An 18,236-nucleotide genomic window follows, 5' to 3' on the forward strand; every position below is an offset into this window, starting at 1 on the left:
GTGCCGGCGAGACGTGCACGTAGTGCGCGGCTCGACAAAGGTGGCGCGGCTTTGCCGCGACCGTTTGTTTGCAAACCGCGGCAGGATGCCCGGTTTTGCACAAATAACTACTTGGGGATAAGGGGCATGAAGACACTGCGTAAGTCCGCACTGTGCATCGCGATGGGCGTATGCCTGTCGTCGCTCGCGCCGTTCGCGCTCGCCGCGGCGAACGACGGTTCGCTCGTCGGCCGGCTCGTCGCCGGCGGCGGCGAAGGCGTCGCCGGCGCGCAGGTCACGGTGCGCAACGTCGAAACGGGCCTGACGCGCAGCGTGCGCGCCGGCGCCGACGGCGAATACCGCTTTCCGTTCCTGCCGATCGGCACGTACGTGCTCGAAGCGACGAAGGACGGCTTCCAGGCGACGAAGGCGAACGACGTGCGCGTGAGCCTCGGCAACGCGACGAGCGTCAATCTCACGCTCGCCGCGGCGACGACGCTAGAGGCGGTCGAAGTGGTCGGCTCCGCCGCGGCGACCATCGTCGACGTCACCTCGACCGAATCGGCGACGAACCTGACGAAGACGGAGCTCGACCGTCTGCCGGTCGAGCGCAGCGCGCAGGCCGTCGCGCTGCTCGCGCCCGGCGTGACCACCGGTGCTTTCGGCGGGGTGTCGTTCGGCGGTTCGTCGGTGGCCGAGAACACCGTGTACATCAACGGCCTCAACGTCACCGACTTCTACCGGCGCATCGGCTTCTCGTCGGTGCCGTTCTCGTTCTTCAAGGAATTCCAGGTCAAGACCGGCGGCTACTCCGTCGAGTTCGGCCGCACGACCGGCGGCGTGATCAACGCGGTGACCAATTCCGGCAGCAACGAATTCAAGTTCGGTTCGGAACTGATCTGGGAACCGAGCTTCCTGCAGACCGACGGCAAGGACAAATACAACCCCGACGGCAGCAAGGTGAGCTACCAGTACGACGAATACGACCGCACGAATCTCAATGTGTACGCGTCGGGCCCGATCGTGCCCGACAAGCTGTTCTTCTACGTGATGTACGAGGCGCGCGACTACAAGGACATCACCGTCACGAACGATGAAGGCCAGCAGTTCCGCGCCAAGAGCCCCGACGATTTCTGGGGCGCGAAATTCGACTGGCAGATCACCGACGGACATCTGCTGGAATTCCTCGCGTTCTCGGACAAGAACAGCTCCGTGCGCAACGACTACGTCTTCGACGGCGACACCGGGCAGCGCGGCGCGTTCAGCAACCGCCGCTACACCGACTCGGGCGGCACGAACTACGCGCTGACGTACACGGGCTACCTGTCCGACACGTTCTCGATGAAGCTGCTCGCCGGCGGCAACGAGCGCGACCGCGTGCAGAAGAGCCTCAACGACATCGACTGCAGCCGCATCCGCGACCGCCGCTCCGGCGGCGGCGACGTCGGCTGCACGACGAGCGGCCTGATCGAAGAGGGCAAGGACGACCGCAAGGCGTACCGGCTCGACTTCGAGTGGTCGCTGACCGATCACCTGCTGCGCTTCGGTCTCGACCGCGAACAGAATACCTCGGACAACGTGAGCTTCTATCCCGGCCCCGACCGGCTGCTGTACGAGATCTTCACGACGTCGCCCGGCGCGACGCTCGCGAACGGCGGCGTCGTGCCCGCCGGCGTCACCGCGTACGTGCGCGGCCGCCAGCAGGAAGTGTCGGGTACGTTCGAAACCTTGAACACGGCGTACTACCTCGAGGACAACTGGTCGATCACGCCGACCGTCACGCTCAATCTCGGCGTGCGCCTGGAAGGCTTCGACAACAAGAACGGCGAGGGCGACACCTACATCAAGATGGACGACATGCTCGCGCCGCGCATCGGCTTCTCGTGGGACGTCAACGGCGACGGCCGCACGAAGCTGTTCGCGAACGCCGGCCGCTACTTCCTGCCGGTGTCGAACATCATCAACGTCAAGCAGGCCGGCGCGTTCCTCGACCGCCGCACGTTCTGGGCGTTCAACGGCTTCACGCCGTTCACGTACAACGGCCAGACCTACCAGAACATCGTCTTCGGACCGCAGATCGGACCGGTCGACGACTCGCAGGGCGACGGCACCGTCGGCGACCTGCGCGGCGAAGTCGACAAGGACATGGACCCGGTCTACCAGGACGAATTCATCCTCGGCTTCCAGTCGATGTTCGACGAGCACTGGGGCTGGGGCGTGCGCGGCATTCACCGCAAACTGCACAACGCGATCGACGACATGGAGCTGACGTCGAACGGCATCCTGTGCGACGGCGAGCCCGGCAGCATCGGCTATGTGATGGGCAATCCGGGCCGCGACGTCACCGTCTACACCGACACGAACTGCGACGGCGTCAACGACGGCTACGTCACGATCGACACGTCGCGCGCGGGCTGGGCGATGTATGACGACGACGGCAATTACATCGGCGAGCGCGGCTACACGCAGCCCAAGCGCACGTACAAGGCGTTGGAGTTCACCCTCGACCGCGCGTGGGACGGCAAGTGGTCGGCGAACGCGTCGTACACGCTCTCGTACAGCCGCGGCAACGCCGAAGGCCCGGTCAACACCGACACCGGCTTCTCCGACACCGGCCGCACCGAGCATTTCGACGACCCGTACGTCGATCTCAACGCCGAAGGCCCGCTGCCGAACGATCATCGTCACCAGATCAAGCTGCGCGGCGCGTACGCGCTGAACGACAACTGGCGGCTCGGCGGCACGCTGACCGCGCTGTCGGGCGCGCCGATCAGCGGCCTGGGCGTCGGCAATCCGTACGACGGCACGAACTACCACAGCTTCTACATCTGCGTGTCGAACTGCACGGCCGACAACCCGTCCGAACGCGTGTACCGCCTGTCGCCGCGCGGCTCGTACGGCCGGCTGCCGTGGCGCTACGACGTCGGCGCGAGCCTGACGTACGCACGGTCGTTCGGCGAGGCAGACCTGTCGGTGACGCTCGCGGTGTACAACCTGTTCAATTCGACGCGCGTGCTGTCGGTCGACCAGGATCTGCAGACCGACATCGGCGACGAGCTGAACCCGACGTTCCGCTACGGCACCGACTATCAGACGCCGCGCTATGCGCAGTTGAAGGTGAAGGTGGATTTTTGATCCTTCTCCCTATCTCTCCCGACGGCGTCGGGGGAGAGGGCTCGAGCACGGGTAGGGATCGCGCGCGCTGCTTCGTCTGGACTGCGGAGCGTCAAAGCCGTACCCGCACCGCGTAGCAACCGCCGGTCGAGAATTCTGCGTCCTCCCCTCCTGCTGTCCGCGCAGGTATTCTCGACCGGCATTTCTTTGCGTACGGACCGATGCGCTTCGACGATGTAGACCTCGCCCAACTGGCCGATCGCCTGCCGACCCCGTTCTACGCGTATTCCGCGTCGGCGATCCGCGAACGCATCGGCGCGCTCGCGGCCGGCCTCGCCGGTACCGACAGCCTCGTGTGCTACGCCGTCAAGGCGAACAGCAACCGCGCCGTGCTCGCGCTCGTCGCCGACGCCGGCTTCGGCGCCGACATCGTGTCCGCCGGCGAACTCGAACGCAGTCTCGCCGCGGGCATACCCGCATCGCGCATCGTGTTCTCCGGCGTCGGCAAGACCGCCGACGAGATCGACGCCGCGCTCGCCGCGCGCGTGTGGAAGTTCAACGTCGAATCGCACGACGAACTGCTGACGCTCGAGGCCGTCGCGCGACGCCGCGGCGAGACCGCGCACGCGGCCGTGCGCATCAATCCCGACGTCGACGCCGGCACGCACGAGAAGATTTCCACCGGCAAGGCCGAAAACAAGTTCGGCGTGTCGATCGACGAGGCGCGCCGCTGGTTCGCCGATGCCGCGTCGATGCCGCACGTGCGGCTCGACGGTCTGCACGTGCACATCGGCTCGCAGATCCTGAGCCTCGATCCGTTTCGCCTCGCGCTCGAACGCGTGCGCGACTTCGCGCGCGAGCTGCAGGACGCCGGCCACGCGCTCGCGAGCATCGACGTCGGCGGTGGCCTGGGCGTGGGCTATCGCGACGATCGCGACCGGCCGGTGTCGGCGGGCGACTACGTCGCGCTCGTGCGCGAGGTGCTGCGCGACTTCAACGGTCGCCTCGTGTTCGAGCCGGGGCGCTGGCTCGTCGCCGACGCCGGCGTGCTGGTCACGCGCGCGATTCGCATCAAGCGCGGCGAGAGCCGCGACTTTCTCGTGCTCGACGCGGCGATGAACGACCTGTTGCGCCCGTCGCTGTACGGCGCGTGGCACGACATCGTGCCGCTCGTCGACGCGGCGAGAGCACCGGCGCGCTACGACGTGGTCGGACCGGTCTGCGAAACCGGCGACACGTTCGCGCTCGCGCGCGACATGCCCGAATGCCGTGCCGGCGACGTCGTCGCGATCCGCTCGGCCGGCGCCTACGGCGCGTGCATGGCGTCGACGTACAACTCGCGCCCGCTGGTGGCCGAAGTGCTGCTCGACAACGGCCGCTGGGCGATCGTGCGACGGCGCCAGACGATCGCCGAACTCGTCGCCAACGAATGCCTGCCGGAGTGGCGCGACGCATGAGACGCATGGGTCTGATCGCACTGTCGATGCTCGCGACCGCGGCGCACGCCGCGCCGACGCTGGATTCCCTTTTCGACGAAACGTTCGCGCGCTACCGCTTGCCGGGCCTCGCGGTCGGCGTCGTCGAGAACGGCAAGGTGGTCTACGCCAGAACCGCCGGCGAAACGCGCGCCGGCAGCGGCGAGAAGATCGATGCCGACACGCTGTTCAAGATCGCCTCGAACAGCAAGGCGATGACGGCCGCGACGCTCGCGCGGCTGGTCGACGCCGGCAGGCTTTCGTGGACCGACAAGGTGACGCGGCACCTGCCGACGTTTCGCATGGCCGATCCGTGGGTCACGCGCGAAATTCAGCTGCGCGATCTCCTGATCCACAACAGCGGCCTGCGTGCCGGCGCCGGCGACCTGATGCTGTGGCCCGAACCGAACGCGTTCACGCGCGCCGACGTGCTGGCGGGGCTCGCGTATCTCAAACCCGCGTACAGCTTTCGCTCGCGTTACGACTACGACAACCTTCTGTACATCGTCGCCGGCGAAGTCGGCGCGGCGGCCGGCGGCGCGAGCTACGAAGCGCTCGTGCGGCGCGAAGTGTTCGAGCCGCTCGGGCTCGCGCGCTGCCGCGTCGGCGAGTTTCGTCGCGACGACGTCGGCAACGTCGCGCAGCCGCATATGCGCAAGGACGACCGCAACGTCGTGATTCGCGAAGACGGCGCGGTGATTCCCGAAATCGCGTCGGCCGCGGCCGGCGGCATTCGCTGCAGTCTCAACGACATGCTGACGTGGACGCGCGCGTGGCTCGATCCGGCGACGTCCGATGCGAGGAGCGCCGGTGCAAGCGGCAAGCCGTGGCTGTCGCGCGCGCAGCGCGAGGCGGTGTGGACCGCGCAGATGCCGATGGGCCTGGGCGCGCGGCAGCGCGCATGGGACAAGGCGCATTACAGCGCCTACGGCTACGGCTGGCGTCTGTCCGACGTCGACGGCACGCAGAAGGTGTCGCACACCGGCACGCTCGCGGGCATGTATTCGGTGCTGACCTTGCTGCCGGAAAAGAACGTCGGTTTCGTCGTGCTGATCAACGGCGACGGCGGCGAGGCGCGCACCGTGCTCAACCAGGCGCTGGTCAAGCGGTACAGCGCGCCGGACGAAGGTGTCGACATCGCGAAGCTCGCCGACGAGCTGGCGCGCGATCGCGGGCCGGCGGCGGCGCAGAAACCGACGGAGGGCAAGCGCGAACCGGTCAGGCCGCGCGATGCGCGCGCGTGGACCGGCGTGTACGAGGATGCGTGGTTCGGCAGCGTGTCGATTTGTCCCGAAGGCCGCAAAGTGATCTTTGCGGCGCAGAAGTCGCCGCGCCTGAAAGGGGCGGTGCTGCGCGTCGGCGAGCGGCTGCTGGTGGACTGGGACGACGCGAGTGTCGATGCCGAGCCATGGCTCGATTTCACGGCCGCGGACGAAGCGCAGCCGATGACGCTGGCGTTGTCGCACGTCGATCCGGAAGCGGATTTCAGCTACGACTATCCGGATCTCGCGTTCAAGTGGGTGGGGGCGTGCAAAGCGTCGCGGCGAACGTCGCGCTGAAGCAGACCCGGCGAACCCTCGACGGCCGCGGCGATGCGCTCGTGCGCGCGCATCGCGCGCCAGCCGATCACGAGCCACAGAACGGTGACGGCGACGCCCCAGAGCACGGCGACGACAGGGAGAAGTGTCATGTGCGAATCCTGCGGTTGAGTGGTGCCAACCGATGGTTGCATATTCTTCCAGCTGTACGCCAAGCGTATGGGGTGGGGTGTCGTTTTATTTTCTTGCTCTTGCTCGTCACCCCAGCGGACGCTGGGGTCCAGCTTTTTCTTTGTCGCTTTGTAGTTAACGCTCGGCTTTGAACAAGGCGTTTCGCTCGCTGCCGCGAGCGAGCAAAGGGGAGTTGCTTGTCCAACTCCCCCTTGCATCCCCCAAGGACACCCCGACGGCCGCGGTCTCCGGGCATCCATGCCCTCCGACTTCGCGAGCTTGCTCCGGGGTTCGTTGATGGGCCATCCATGGCCCGTCAACGAACTGCGCACATCCTGTGCGCACCCGCTTCGCGGGCTTTTCCTCCGCAATCTCGCCGCGACCGACGGGGCCCCGGGTAGAGCGGGCGGCTTCCTGCCGCCAGAAGCAACGGCAACGGCAACGGCAAAAAATGCGGCGATCCTCACGCTCGTCATCCCAGCGCAAGCTGGGATCCAGCCGTTGCTTTCGACGCCCCAAAGCTGGATTCCAGCTTGCGCTGGAATGACGAGCTACCAACAAAGCCGTCATACCGGCGCAGGCCGGTATCCAGCTTTTCGATATCAGCAATCGTCATGTGTTGAGATCCGGATGACGGCCCGCATCCGCAGTTCACCCTTCGAGCCATTCGCCGCGTGAACGTTCGCTCCGCGTTCCTGCCTGCGCAGTCCGGCCTCTGCCGGAATGACGAGCTAAGGGAGGCGCCGCGCCTGGGCTTTCCGCTGTTGCCTCTGGCGGCAGGAAGCCGCCCGCTTCACCGGGGCCCCGTCGGCCGCGGCGAGATTGCGGAGGAAAGCCCGAAGGGTCGCGCGCAGGATGCGCGCGAGTTCGTCGTAGGGCCAGGATGGCCCTTCGGCGAACCCCGTAGCGATCTCGCGGAGTCGGAGGGCAGGATGCCCGGAGACCGCGGCCGTCGGGGTGTCCTTTGGGGATGCAAGGGGAATTTGGACAAGCAAATTCCCCTTGCTCGCTCGCGGCAGCGAGCGAAACGCTTTGTTTAAAGCCAGGCGAAAGCTACAAAGAGACAAAAAAGACCCGAAACAAGAGAACGACCCTCACCCCCCAGATCGCCCCGCATCGGCATAAACCGCCGTCCACAGAATGTGCGTCAGCGCATCGACGAGCGCCTCGACCTGCGCCGCCTTGCGCCCCCGAATCAGCTGATGACAGGCGCGCTCGAACGCCCACGTCACCACGTCGGGCGTCAGCGCCGGTACGTCGTCGCCGACGACGCCCGCGTCGCGGCGGCGTTTGAGCGCCTTGCGATTGACTTCGACCAGCGCGCGCATCATCGCCTGGAACAATCGCTCGACTTGCGGATCGTAGGCCGCCGTCTCGACGATCGCCGCCATCACCGCGTAGTGCCGGCGATACAGCCCGACGACCGCCTTGACCGTCGCGCGCAGATCGTCGCGCGTCGCGGTTTCCGGCGCATCGAGCCGCGCCGCTTCGGTGATTTCCTCTGTCACGCGCTGCATCAGCTTCGCGACCAGTTCGCCCTTGTCGCGAAAGTGCAGATAGAACGTGCCGCGCGCGATGCCCGCTTCGGCCGCGAGCTGCTCGACGCTCAGCTGCGTGAAGCTCGCGCCTTTGCCGACGAGCCGCTCCATCGCGCGCTGCAGGTTTTCTTCGACGCTGCTGCGCCGCGCCTTGCCGCGCGTGCCCGTCGTGCGGGTTACCGATGCCATCGCAAACCGCTCCACGCCTCGATGTTGAACATCATATATTGACACCGTGTTCATCGAAAGGTATCACTGGCGGGCCGGATTTCCGGTGCGCGGATGCATTGCATGTCGACCGGCCAGCGCTATCGCTCGGTGTTTCGTCCCGACCTGTTCGTCGACCGCACGATCGTCGTCACCGGCGGCGGTTCGGGCATCGGCCGCTGTACCGCGCACGAGCTCGCGAGCCTCGGCGCGAGCGTCGTGCTGTGCGGCCGCAACCGCGAAAAACTCGATGCGACCGCCGCCGAAATCGCCGCCGATGGCGGTCGCGCATCGATCCAGGTTTTCGACATTCGCGACGAGGAAGCCGTTCAGGCCGCGATCGCCGCGATCCTCGCCGAACACGGCGCGATCGACGGGCTCGTCAACAACGCCGGCGGGCAATACCCGATGCCGCTCGAGAACATCGGCAAGAAGGGCTGGGACGCCGTCGTCGCGAACAATCTCACCGGCGGCTTTCTCGTCGCGCGCGAAACGTATACGCAGTGCATGAAGGCGCGCGGCGGCGCGATCGTCAACATGCTCGCCGACATGTGGCGCGGCATGCCGATGATGGGGCACTCGGGCGCGGCGCGGGCGGGCATGCTGAGCTTCACCGAAACCGCGGCGATCGAATGGGCCGCTTCCGGCGTGCGCGTCAACGCGGTGGCGCCGGGCTTCGTCGCGTCGTCGGGGCTCGATCACTACGACCCGGCGTTCGCCAAGGCCGTGATTCCGCGGCTGTCGCGCGCCGCGCCGCTGCAGCGTCTGGCGGTCGAGGCCGAAGTGTCGGCCGCGATCGTGTTCCTGCTCAGCGACGCGGCGGCGTTCGTCACCGGCGACTGCATCCGCATCGACGGCGGCACGAGCCTCAATCCGAAGGCGTTTCCCTTGCCGGCGCACGATCGCAGCGCGCCGTTCGACGGTTTTCATCGCGCGGTCGTGCCGCGCGTTCTGGAGCAATCATGACGAGTCTCAAAGGCAAGACCCTGTTCGTCAGCGGCGCCTCGCGCGGCATCGGCCTCGCGATCGCGCTGCGCGCCGCGCGCGACGGCGCGAACGTCGCGGTCGCCGCGAAAACCGCCGAGGCGCATCCCAAGCTGCCCGGCACGATCTACAGCGCGGCCGAGGAAATCGAGGCGGCCGGCGGTCGCGCGCTGCCGCTCGTCTGCGACATCCGCGACGAGGCGCAGATCGAGGCGGCCGTCGCGCGCACGGTCGAGGCGTTCGGCGGCATCGACATCTGCATCAACAACGCGAGCGCGATCAATCTCACCGGCACGCTGCAGACCGACGGCAAGCGCTACGACCTCATGCACCAGATCAACGCGCGTGGCACGTACTTCGTGTCGAAGTATTGCATTCCACACTTGAAGAATGCCGTAAACCCGCACGTGCTGACGCTGTCGCCGCCGCTGGATCTTTCGCCGCGCAATTTCGCGCCGCATCCGGCGTATTCGGTCGCGAAGTTCGGCATGAGCCTGTACGCGATGGCGATGGCCGCGGAGTTCAAGGCCGACGGCATCGCGTTCAACACGCTGTGGCCGCGCACGACGATCGCGACGGCCGCGCTCAAGATGATTCCCGGCGTGCCCGACATCGTCGCGCGCAGCCGCACGCCGCAGATCATGGCCGATGCGGCGCACGCGATTCTCGTGAAGAACGCGCGCGAGTTCACCGGCAACCAGTGCATGGACGACATCGTGCTGTTCGAGACCGGCGTCACCGATTTTCGCGGCTACCGCGTCACGCCGGGCGACGATGCGCTGATGCCCGATCTGTTCGTGCCGAAGACGATGCCGCAGCCCGAAGGCATCCTGGTCTAGCCATGAGCGCCCTGTTCTCGACGCCCGAACATCACGCGCTGCGCGCAACCGTCGCTCGCTTCGTCGACGAAGCGCTGAACCCGCACGTCGACGCGTGGGAGGAGGCCAAGCAGTTTCCCGCGCGCGAGGTGTTCGCCAAGCTCGGTGCGCTGGGCCTTCTCGGCATCACGCGGCCGACGCAGTACGGCGGCATGGGCCTGGATCATTCCTACGCGATCGCGTTCGCCGAGGAACTCGGCCGCTGCCGCTGCGGCGCCGTGCCGATGGCGATCGGCGTGCAGTGCGACATGGCGACGCCGGCGCTCGCGCGCTACGGCTCGGAGGAACTGAAGCGCGAATTCCTCGTGCCCGCCATCGCGGGCGAGCAGGTCGCCGCGATCGGCGTCAGCGAGCCGGGCGCCGGTTCGGACGTCGCGGGCTTGAAGACGTTCGCACGCAAGGACGGCGACGACTACGTCATCCGCGGCACGAAGATGTGGATCACCAACGGCATGCAGGCCGACTGGATCTGCCTGCTCGCGAACACGTCCGACGGCGCGCCGCACAAGAACAAGTCGCTGATCGTCGTGCCGATGGACACGCCGGGCGTCGTGCGCGCGAAAAAGCTCGACAAGCTCGGCATGTGGAGCTCGGATACGGCGCAGTTGTTCTTCGACGACGTGCGCGTGCCGCAGCGCCATCGCATCGGCGCCGAAGGCATGGGCTTCGTCATGCAGATGCAGCAATTTCAGGAGGAGCGCCTGTTCGGCGCGGCCGGCGGCCTGAAGACGATGGAATGGGTGATCGCCGAGACGATCGCCTACGCGCGCGAACGCCGCGCGTTCGGCACGGCGATCCTCGACAACCAGGTCGTGCATTTTCGCCTCGCGGAACTGGCGACCGAGGTCGAGGCGCTGCGCGCGCTGACGTATCGCGCGACCGAGCTGTACGTCGCGAACCGCGACGATCCCGAAGTGGTGAAGCTCGCGTCGATGGCGAAGCTCAAGGTGGGCCGCCTGCAGCGCGAGGTGAGCGACGCGTGCCTGCAGTACTGGGGCGGCATGGGCTATATGTGGGACAACCCGGTGGCGCGCGCGTACCGCGATTCGCGGCTGATCTCGATCGGCGCGGGCGCCGACGAGGTGATGCTCGGCATCATCTGCCGCACGCTCGGCATCCTGCCGCAGCGGCAAGCGTCGTGACGCCGCTCGCGTCTCGTGTCGCGACGGCCGGCGTCGAGTACGAACGGCGCCGCGACGGCATGCTCGCCGCGATCGGCGAGTGGCGCGCGGCCGAGCAGCGCGTGCGCGATGCGGAAAACGAAAAGGCCGAATCGTTCCACCGGCGCGGCCGTCTGCTGCCGCGCGAGCGCGTGAACCTGCTGCTCGACCGCGGCTCGCCGTTTCTCGAACTGTGCGCGTTGGCGGGTTACCGGCAGCACGACGACAAGGACGGCTCGCAGGCCGGCGGCAATACGATCGCCGGCATCGGCTACGTGGCGGGCGTGCGTTGCATGGTCAGCGCGTCGAACAGCGCGATCAAGGGCGGCACGATGACGCCGTGGGGCATGCGCAAGACGTTGCGCATCCAACAGATCGCGCTCGCGCAGAAACTGCCGCTCGTGTGGCTGATCGAGTCGGGCGGCGCGAATCTTTTGTACCAGGCCGAGATGTTCGTCGACGGCGGCCGCGTGTTCGCGAACCAGGCGCGCCTGTCGGCGGCCGGCATACCGCAGATCGCCGTCGTGCACGGATCGAGCACGGCCGGCGGCGCGTACCTGCCCGGGCTGTCGGATTACGTCGTGATGGTGCGCGGCGCCGCGCGCGTGTTCCTCGCCGGCCCGCCGTTGCTCAAGGCCGCGACCGGCGAGAGCGCCGACGACGAGTCGCTCGGCGGGGCGGCGATGCACGCGGGCGTCGCCGGCACGAGCGAGTTTCTCGCGCAGGACGACGCCGACGCGCTGCGCGTCGCGCGCGAGGTCGTCGCGAGTCTCGACTGGAACCGCCGGCGCCCGCCAGAACCGGCGCGCGACGTGCGCGAACCGCTGTACGACGCGGACGAACTCTGCGGCGTCGTGCCGGCCGACTACCGCACGCCGTACGACTGTCGCGAGGCGATCGCGCGCATCGTCGACGGTTCGGCGTTCCTCGACGTCAAGGACGACTACGACGCGCAGACGGTATGCGGTCGGGCGGCGATCGGCGGCATCGCCGTCGGCATCGTCGCGAACAACGGACCGATCACCGTGCGCGGCGCGGCGAAGGCCGCGCAGTTCGTCCAGCAGTGCGATCAATCCGATACGCCGCTCGTGTTTCTGATGAACACGACGGGCTACATGGTCGGCACCGAATCGGAGCAGGGCGGCATCGTCAAGCACGGCTCGAAGATGATCCAGGCGGTCGCGAACGCGCGCGTGCCGCGCATCGCGATCGTCGTCGGCGCGAGTTTCGGCGCCGGCAACTACGGCATGTCCGGGCGCGGGCTCGATCCCGACTTCATTTTCGCGTGGCCGAACGCGCGCACGGCGGTGATGGGCGGCGAACAGGCTGCGCGCGTTATGGGCATCGTCGCGCGCGAGAAATGGACGCGCGCCGGCACCGAGCCGAGCGCGGAAGAAGCCGCGCAGCTCGTGGCGATGGAGGCGGGCATCGTCGCGCAGTTCGAGCGCGACTCGCATCCGCTCGCCGGCACGGCGCGACTGTTCGACGACGGCCTGATCGATCCGCGCGACACGCGGCGCGTGCTCGCGTTCGCGCTGTCGATCTGCCGCGAAGCGCGCGGACGGTCGGTGTCGCCGAACGCGTTCGGCGTCGCGCGATTCTGAGGCGGCGCATGCACATCGGCAAAGTATTGATTGCGAATCGTGGAGAAATCGCCGTGCGCATCGCGCGCACGTGCGCGCGTCTCGGCGTGCGCACGGTCGCCGTGTATTCCGACGCCGACCGCGACGCGCCGCACGTGCGCGCGGCGGACGCGGCGGTCGCGATAGGGCCGGCACCGGCCGCGGCGTCGTATCTTTCGATCGGGCGCATCGTCGACGCGGCGCGCGCGAGCGGCGCCGACGCCGTGCATCCGGGCTACGGATTTCTTTCGGAGCGCGCGGATTTCGCGCAGGCCGTTCTCGATGCCGGGCTCGTCTTCGTCGGCCCCGATCCGGCGGCGATCGCCGCGATGGGCGACAAGGCCGAAGCGAAGCGGCGCATGCGCGCGGCCGGCGTTCCGTGCGTGCCGGGCTACGACGGCGACGCGCAGGACGACGCGACGCTGATCCGCGAGGCCGAACGCATCGGCGTGCCGGTGATGATCAAGGCGGTCGCCGGCGGCGGCGGACGCGGCATGCGGCTCGTGCACGACGCGGCGCGGCTCTGCGAAGCGCTCGCGTCGGCGCGTGCGGAGGCCGCGAGCGCGTTCGGCGACGCGCGCCTCCTGCTCGAACGCGCGGTGACCGGCGCGCGGCACGTCGAGATCCAGGTGTTCGGCGACCGGCACGGCAACGTCGTGCATCTGGGCGAACGCGACTGCTCGGTGCAGCGGCGGCACCAGAAGATCGTCGAGGAAGCGCCGTCGCCGGCGCTCGACGACGCGTTGCGCGCGCGCATGGGCAATGCGGCGGTCGCGGCGGCGCAGGCGGTCGGATACGTCGGCGCGGGCACGGTCGAATTTCTGCTCGCGCGCGACGGCGCGTTCTATTTCCTGGAAATGAATACACGGCTGCAGGTCGAGCATCCGGTGACGGAACGCGTCTACGGCGTCGACCTCGTCGAGTGGCAGCTGCGCGTCGCGCAGGGCGAGCCGCTGCCGATGTCGCAGGCCGACGTGCTTGCGCGCCGCGCAGGCCATGCGATCGAGGTGCGGCTGTGCGCCGAGGACGCCGCCGCGGGTTTCCTGCCGCAGACCGGCACGGTGCTCGCGTGGTCCGCGCCGGTGGGCGAGGGCGTGCGCGTCGATCACGGCGTGCGCGACGGGCTCGTCGTCGGCGCGCACTACGATTCGATGCTGGCGAAGGTGATCGCGCACGGCGCGACGCGCGAGGACGCGCGGCGGCGGCTCGCCGCCGCGCTCGAACGCACGGTGCTGCTCGGCATCGCGACGAACCGCGACTATCTGCGGCGCATCGTCGAACACGAAGTCTTCGCCGCCGGCGACGCCGATACCGGCTTCATCGAGAACCGTCTGGCGCAGCCGGCGCCGGGCGCGAGCGCCTCGCATCACGCGCTCGCCGCCGTGGCGCTCGTCGAATGCGATGCGCGTGCGCTGGCCCGCGATGCGGGGTTCGAACCTTCGCTCGCCGGTTGGAACACCGTGTCGCGCGTCGTGCTGCAACACGAAGGCGCGACGCGGCCTGCGCAGGTGCGTGCCGAGGGCGCGACGCGGCGCATCGTGCGGTTCGACGACGGTTCGACCCACGTCGTCGACGTCCACGATTGCGACGAGGGTCGGTTGCGCTACGGCCACAACGGCGTCGACGCGACCGCGGCGTTCGCGCGCGACGGCGACGCGTTGTGGATCGATTTCGGCGACCGCTGCGGCGTCTGGCGCGACGTCACCTACGCGCCGGCAACGCGCGCGGACGCCGCGTCCGACGGGCGCATCGCCGCGCCGATCGACGGGCGCGTCGTGGCGGTGCAGGCGCAGCCGGGCGCCGTCGTGCGCAAGGGCGACGTACTCGTCGTGCTCGAGGCGATGAAGATGGAATTCCGCATCGCGTCGCGCGTCGACGGGACGGTCGAATCGGTCGCCTGCGCGGTGGGCATGCAGGTGCGTGCGCGGCAGGAGCTCGCCGTCGTAGCCGCCCTCTAATCGAGCTGCAGCAACAGCGCGCGGATCAGCTGCGACGTCTGCGCCTTGTCGCGCGCGTCGAACGTGAACACCGGCGCCGTCGCGTTCTGTGCGCGCAGCACGCCGCGCACTACGGCGATGTCGAACGACGGATTGTTCTCGGTCTGCGTGACGCCGACGACGACGGGCATCCGGTCGTCGACGTCGCGGATCGCGCGCATCCAGTGCGCGCATTGGGCCGCAAGATCCGCGTCGGCGCCGTTGAGCACGAGGATCGTGCCGAGCGCGCCGGCGAGCACGATCGGCCGCATGAACTCGAAATGTTCCTGCCCGGGCAGGCCGTACAGCATCAGCGTCTCGCTGCCGTCGAGCCGCACCGAGGCGAAGTCGAACGCGACGGTCGTCAGCGTCTTTTCGCCCATCGCGCCGGACGTGAGCGGCATCTCGGTGGACACCGGCGGCACGTCGGCGACCGACGCGATGGCCGTGGTCTTGCCGGCGCCCGTGGGCCCCGCGAATACGAGCTTGGGCGCGTGCGATTCGACGTCTGGAAGCATGGTAATTGTTGCCTGGTAGAAAAGTATCCCGACTTTGTCCCGCGGGTCAGCCGCGAGGCCCGCGATCATGCACCCGGGCGCGGCCCCTGGAAACCGCCTTTAGTCCCTGGTGGCCTGTATCAGGCAATTTAGAACCGATCGGCTCGTTCTGGCCGAGCCGGACTTGCTTCTCGTTCGGCCTGTAGTTTTGACTACAGGCCTCACTCCGAAGCCGCGCCCGACACGACCAGCCCTTCGCCACTCTAGTTCCAAATCACCTGTTACGGGCCACTAGTACGAACGGCGAGCCGGGCGGCCCGGCCGACGTACCGCTGGAACGACGCGCTTCGCGGCGTCATCATTGCGGTGCCGGCGCGCGGGTGCCGGCGGTCGATCGAATGGGAGCGGGCGTGGTGAAGAACGGCGTTTCGGGCGAAACGGTCGTCGTGCTGGTCGTCGACAGCGAGCTCGTGTCGATGGGCTTCATGCAGGCGCTGAGCACGCGCCACAACCTGCACGTCGCGGCCGTCGCGCATGACGCGGCCGACGGCTGGAAAGCCATCGCGTGCGCGTCGCCGGACGTCGTCATCATCGAAACGGGGCTCGCGCGCGAGGTCAAGGCGCTGGCCGGCGCGCGCGGCTGGCGCGCACGCACGATCCTGCTCGGCCGCAACGCGCACGTCGGCATCGAGCCGGCCGCGAGCGTGGACGCGGCCTGCGGCTTCATCAGCTTCAGCGCGCGGCGCCGGCACTACCTGCCGATCGTCGATCGCGTATCGACGTGTGCCGCGCCGTGCGCATCGGCCGACGCCTGCTGCCGCGACTGCCCGGTGCGCGCCACGCTCGCGCCGCAGCCGCTCGGACTGACCGGCCGCGAATCGGAAGTGTTCGTGCGCATCGGCTGCGGCTTTCGCGCCGCCGAAATCGCCGCGGAACTCGGCGTCAGCGCCAAAACCGTCGATGCGCATCGCGAAAGCATCAAGCACAAGCTCGGCCTGGAATCGGCGCATGCGTTGAACGTCGCGGCGGCCGGCTGGTGTCGCGGCGAGGCGCTCGTGCACGCGCGGCGAGCCGTGACCTAGGGAATCTCCCTATGCCAATACGCGGGCCGAGCCACTAGGCTTGGGCCGTCGGTGCGCGCGCGATTCCGCCGGAATCGCAACGCGCGACGTTGGTGTCGTCCCCGTGATCGCGCCGCCGGCGCGACGGCATTCGTATGCGGCTGCGCGGGCGGCCGGACGCCTCTTCAGGGAGAGGTTGCATGTTGAGCGATGTGAGCCCGGGCTCGGCTTCGGGAGGAGCGGTCGTGCCCAGCGCAGACGGCGATCTTGCCGGCGCGACGGCGGTACGCGGTTTGCTGGCGCGCCTGCTGGCGACGTCGACGGCGTTTCGATTCGCGAGTCTGTCTACCGTCGACGGCCGTTCGATCGCGGTCGCGGGACGCGTCGACGACGTCACGACCGCGCGCATCGCCGCGATGACGAGCGCGCTCCTGGGATTGAGCGAAACCTTCGCGAAAGAAGCCGTGCGCAGCCGCTGCGCGTACACGACGATCACCGCGGACGACGGCGTCGTCGTCGTCGTGCGCGTGCCGACGCGAGCGCGGCTGCACGCGCTGTCGGTCGCGTCCGACGCGAACGAAAACCTCGCCCTGGTGCTGCGCCGCACGCTCGACGCCGCGCACGCGCTCGCGCTGCTCGTCGACGCCGATCCGTCCGGCGCCGGCGTCGGCTGACGAATCACCCACCCACCGCGACGGATCGTCCGTCGCGACGCTTTGAGGAACGACAATGGCAAAGATCAGTCTTGAACCGCTGCGCGCCCTGGACGGCTACATCGCTTCGGCGCTCGTGGACACCGAAAGCGGCATGCTGCTTTCGGGCGACGGCACCGCGATCGATCTGGATCTCGCGTCGGCCGGCAATACCGAGGTCATTCGCGCCAAGCGCAAGGTCGCCAGCAGCCTGAAGCTCAACGACACGATCGAGGACATCCTGATCAGCCTGAGCAAGCAGTACCACCTGCTGCGACCGCTCGAATCGAACCAGAATCTCTTTCTGTACGTCGTGCTCGATCGCGCGAGGTCGAATCTCGCGCTGGCGCGGCACGAACTGCGCACGTTCGAAAAGTCGGTCGATTTTTCATAAGCGGCACACCGGCAGGGCGGCGACGGCCGGAGGGCTTTCCATGAGAGTCGATGTCCGGTATGCGGCGCTCGACGACCAGGCGGAGCAGCGCGTACGCATCGCCGCGCGCCTTCTCGCCGCGCACGGCAGGCAGGCGCGCGTCGCCGCGTGGGACGGCACGCGCTGCGACGCCGTGGTCGTCGCGTTCGACGACGGCTACGGGCAGCGCGTGCTGGAAATCGCGCGCCGCCGCGGCGTCGCCGTCGTCGCGGCCGACGGCTGTGCCGCGCACCTCGCCGCCGCGCTGCAGCAGGCGCTGGTCGCCGCACGCGGCGCCGAGACGCCGGCCGACCGAGTCGACGACGGCGTCGCGGCGCGCACGGGTCGGGAGTCGCCGTGCGGTGCCGCGGGACTCGTGTTGCTCGCGGGCGACGCGTATCGCGGCGCCGACGTCGGCGCCGTCGTCGGCGGGCGTGCGATCGTCCTGAACGGCGCGGCCGGCCGCGTCGCCGGCGACAGCCTGAGCGATCTTCTGGCCGCGCGCGATCACCTCGGCGACGCGGACTGGCAACTGCGCGCGCTGCCGCCGGGCCGCCGCGGCGCGACGAGCGACGCGGCGATGAGCCTCGACGCGTTCTTCGTGACGGGGGCGTTGCGCGCGAAGCGCACGCTGCCGGCGTTCGCGGCCGGTACGTACGCCTTGCGCGAGTGGCCCGACCTCGGCACCGCGCCCGAGGCGCTCGCGGGCCTGCGCGTCGCGCAGCGGCTGATGCGCGCGCCGTCGGCACCGCCGGCGCTGGCCGCGGCCGGTATCGCCGGCGACGAGGTCAACGCGTGCCTGTGGGCGTTTCGCGCCTCGAATCTCCTGATCGACGCCGAACCGGCGCCGCCCGCGCCGGCCGCCGAACCCGCGGCGCGACCGCTGCTCGCGCGCATCGCGGCGCGCTTCGGCCTGCTGGCGCGCTGAGCGC

16 protein-coding genes are annotated in these 18,236 nt (G+C 68.7%); 12 read left to right on the plus strand and 4 right to left on the minus strand.

What is annotated here, in order from left to right; genetic code table 11:
- Positions 1–126 precede the first annotated feature (126 nt).
- The 3 genes from OD750_RS18330 to OD750_RS18340 all read left to right on the plus strand — a co-directional run bounded on the left by OD750_RS18330 (position 127) and on the right by OD750_RS18340 (position 6,127).
- Entirely contained in the window at positions 127–3,114 is a 2,988-nt protein-coding gene (locus OD750_RS18330; RefSeq protein WP_263542277.1) for a TonB-dependent receptor, read from the plus strand.
- A 200-nt stretch (positions 3,115–3,314) separates the two neighbouring features.
- A complete protein-coding gene (lysA, locus tag OD750_RS18335; protein WP_263542276.1) occupies positions 3,315–4,550 on the plus strand; it encodes a diaminopimelate decarboxylase in 1,236 nt (411 codons plus the stop codon).
- Positions 4,547–6,127, plus strand: coding sequence for a serine hydrolase domain-containing protein (locus tag OD750_RS18340; RefSeq protein WP_263542275.1), 1,581 nt, complete (start codon positions 4,547–4,549; stop codon positions 6,125–6,127). The genes lysA and OD750_RS18340 overlap by 4 nt, the downstream gene beginning before the upstream one ends.
- Here OD750_RS18340 and OD750_RS27575 read toward each other — a convergent pair.
- The 3 genes from OD750_RS27575 to OD750_RS18350 form a co-directional block, all read right to left on the minus strand.
- Positions 6,064–6,753 (minus strand): DUF8066 domain-containing protein, encoded by a 690-nt coding sequence (locus OD750_RS27575; protein ID WP_484600492.1) that lies wholly within the window; start codon positions 6,751–6,753, stop codon positions 6,064–6,066. The two genes, OD750_RS18340 and OD750_RS27575, sit on opposite strands and share 64 nt — an antisense overlap.
- Positions 6,750–6,893 (minus strand): hypothetical protein, encoded by a 144-nt coding sequence (locus tag OD750_RS18345; protein WP_263542273.1) that lies wholly within the window; start codon positions 6,891–6,893, stop codon positions 6,750–6,752. Before OD750_RS18345 ends, OD750_RS27575 begins: the two co-directional genes overlap by 4 nt.
- A gap of 478 nt (positions 6,894–7,371) precedes the next feature.
- Entirely contained in the window at positions 7,372–8,004 is a 633-nt protein-coding gene (locus tag OD750_RS18350) for a TetR/AcrR family transcriptional regulator (protein WP_263542272.1), read from the minus strand.
- Positions 8,005–8,106: 102 nt separating this feature from the next.
- Here OD750_RS18350 and OD750_RS18355 point away from each other — a divergent pair, with 102 nt between their 5' ends.
- From OD750_RS18355 to OD750_RS18375, 5 genes are read left to right on the plus strand one after another with little or no spacing between them, the layout of a single operon-like run.
- Entirely contained in the window at positions 8,107–8,988 is an 882-nt protein-coding gene (locus OD750_RS18355; protein WP_263542271.1) for an SDR family oxidoreductase, read from the plus strand.
- Positions 8,985–9,845: an SDR family oxidoreductase gene (locus tag OD750_RS18360; RefSeq protein WP_263542270.1), complete on the plus strand. Its 861-nt coding sequence runs from the start codon at positions 8,985–8,987 to the stop codon at positions 9,843–9,845. The genes OD750_RS18355 and OD750_RS18360 overlap by 4 nt, the downstream gene beginning before the upstream one ends.
- A 2-nt stretch (positions 9,846–9,847) precedes the next feature.
- A complete protein-coding gene (locus OD750_RS18365; RefSeq protein ID WP_272842035.1) occupies positions 9,848–11,026 on the plus strand; it encodes an acyl-CoA dehydrogenase family protein in 1,179 nt (392 codons plus the stop codon).
- Positions 11,023–12,648 (plus strand): acyl-CoA carboxylase subunit beta, encoded by a 1,626-nt coding sequence (locus OD750_RS18370; protein WP_263542269.1) that lies wholly within the window; start codon positions 11,023–11,025, stop codon positions 12,646–12,648. Before OD750_RS18365 ends, OD750_RS18370 begins: the two co-directional genes overlap by 4 nt.
- An 8-nt stretch (positions 12,649–12,656) precedes the next feature.
- On the plus strand, positions 12,657–14,624 hold the full coding sequence (locus OD750_RS18375) for an acetyl/propionyl/methylcrotonyl-CoA carboxylase subunit alpha (protein ID WP_263542268.1): 1,968 nt from the start codon (positions 12,657–12,659) through the stop codon (positions 14,622–14,624).
- Here the strand turns inward: OD750_RS18375 and OD750_RS18380 are convergent.
- Positions 14,621–15,160, minus strand: coding sequence for a GTP-binding protein (locus OD750_RS18380; RefSeq protein WP_263542267.1), 540 nt, complete (start codon positions 15,158–15,160; stop codon positions 14,621–14,623). The two genes, OD750_RS18375 and OD750_RS18380, sit on opposite strands and share 4 nt — an antisense overlap.
- Before the next feature lie 392 nt (positions 15,161–15,552).
- On the opposite strand from OD750_RS18380, the gene OD750_RS18385 reads away from it, so the two are divergent.
- The 4 genes from OD750_RS18385 (at position 15,553) to OD750_RS18400 (ending at position 18,232) form a co-directional block, all read left to right on the plus strand.
- Complete coding sequence (locus OD750_RS18385; protein WP_263542266.1) at positions 15,553–16,221, plus strand: helix-turn-helix transcriptional regulator; 669 nt, start codon at positions 15,553–15,555, stop codon at positions 16,219–16,221.
- A 224-nt stretch (positions 16,222–16,445) separates the two neighbouring features.
- A complete protein-coding gene (locus OD750_RS18390) occupies positions 16,446–16,874 on the plus strand; it encodes a roadblock/LC7 domain-containing protein (RefSeq protein WP_263542265.1) in 429 nt (142 codons plus the stop codon).
- A 55-nt stretch (positions 16,875–16,929) separates the two neighbouring features.
- The gene (locus OD750_RS18395; protein WP_263542264.1) at positions 16,930–17,286 is read left to right on the plus strand and encodes a roadblock/LC7 domain-containing protein; all 357 of its coding nucleotides are present in this window, start codon (positions 16,930–16,932) and stop codon (positions 17,284–17,286) included.
- A 40-nt stretch (positions 17,287–17,326) separates the two neighbouring features.
- Entirely contained in the window at positions 17,327–18,232 is a 906-nt protein-coding gene (locus OD750_RS18400; protein WP_263542263.1) for a hypothetical protein, read from the plus strand.
- Positions 18,233–18,236: the final 4 nt, after the last annotated feature.

Origin of the sequence: Tahibacter soli (assembly GCF_025717065.2) — a bacterium.
Lineage (GTDB): Bacteria > Pseudomonadota > Gammaproteobacteria > Xanthomonadales > Rhodanobacteraceae > Tahibacter > Tahibacter soli.

Coding starts and splice junctions, on each gene's coding strand:
- OD750_RS18375 (WP_263542268.1), top strand. CDS start 12,657: ATGCACATCGGCAAAGTATTGATTGCGAATCGTGGAGAAATCGCCGTG.
- OD750_RS18395 (WP_263542264.1), top strand. CDS start 16,930: ATGGCAAAGATCAGTCTTGAACCGCTGCGCGCCCTGGACGGCTACATC.
- OD750_RS18350 (WP_263542272.1), bottom strand. CDS start 8,004: ATGGCATCGGTAACCCGCACGACGGGCACGCGCGGCAAGGCGCGGCGC.
- OD750_RS27575 (WP_484600492.1), bottom strand. CDS start 6,753: ATGACGAGCGTGAGGATCGCCGCATTTTTTGCCGTTGCCGTTGCCGTT.
- OD750_RS18345 (WP_263542273.1), bottom strand. CDS start 6,893: ATGACGATTGCTGATATCGAAAAGCTGGATACCGGCCTGCGCCGGTAT.
- OD750_RS18355 (WP_263542271.1), top strand. CDS start 8,107: ATGTCGACCGGCCAGCGCTATCGCTCGGTGTTTCGTCCCGACCTGTTC.
- OD750_RS18340 (WP_263542275.1), top strand. CDS start 4,547: ATGAGACGCATGGGTCTGATCGCACTGTCGATGCTCGCGACCGCGGCG.
- OD750_RS18380 (WP_263542267.1), bottom strand. CDS start 15,160: ATGCTTCCAGACGTCGAATCGCACGCGCCCAAGCTCGTATTCGCGGGG.
- OD750_RS18330 (WP_263542277.1), top strand. CDS start 127: ATGAAGACACTGCGTAAGTCCGCACTGTGCATCGCGATGGGCGTATGC.
- OD750_RS18365 (WP_272842035.1), top strand. CDS start 9,848: ATGAGCGCCCTGTTCTCGACGCCCGAACATCACGCGCTGCGCGCAACC.
- OD750_RS18400 (WP_263542263.1), top strand. CDS start 17,327: ATGAGAGTCGATGTCCGGTATGCGGCGCTCGACGACCAGGCGGAGCAG.
- lysA (WP_263542276.1), top strand. CDS start 3,315: ATGCGCTTCGACGATGTAGACCTCGCCCAACTGGCCGATCGCCTGCCG.
- OD750_RS18360 (WP_263542270.1), top strand. CDS start 8,985: ATGACGAGTCTCAAAGGCAAGACCCTGTTCGTCAGCGGCGCCTCGCGC.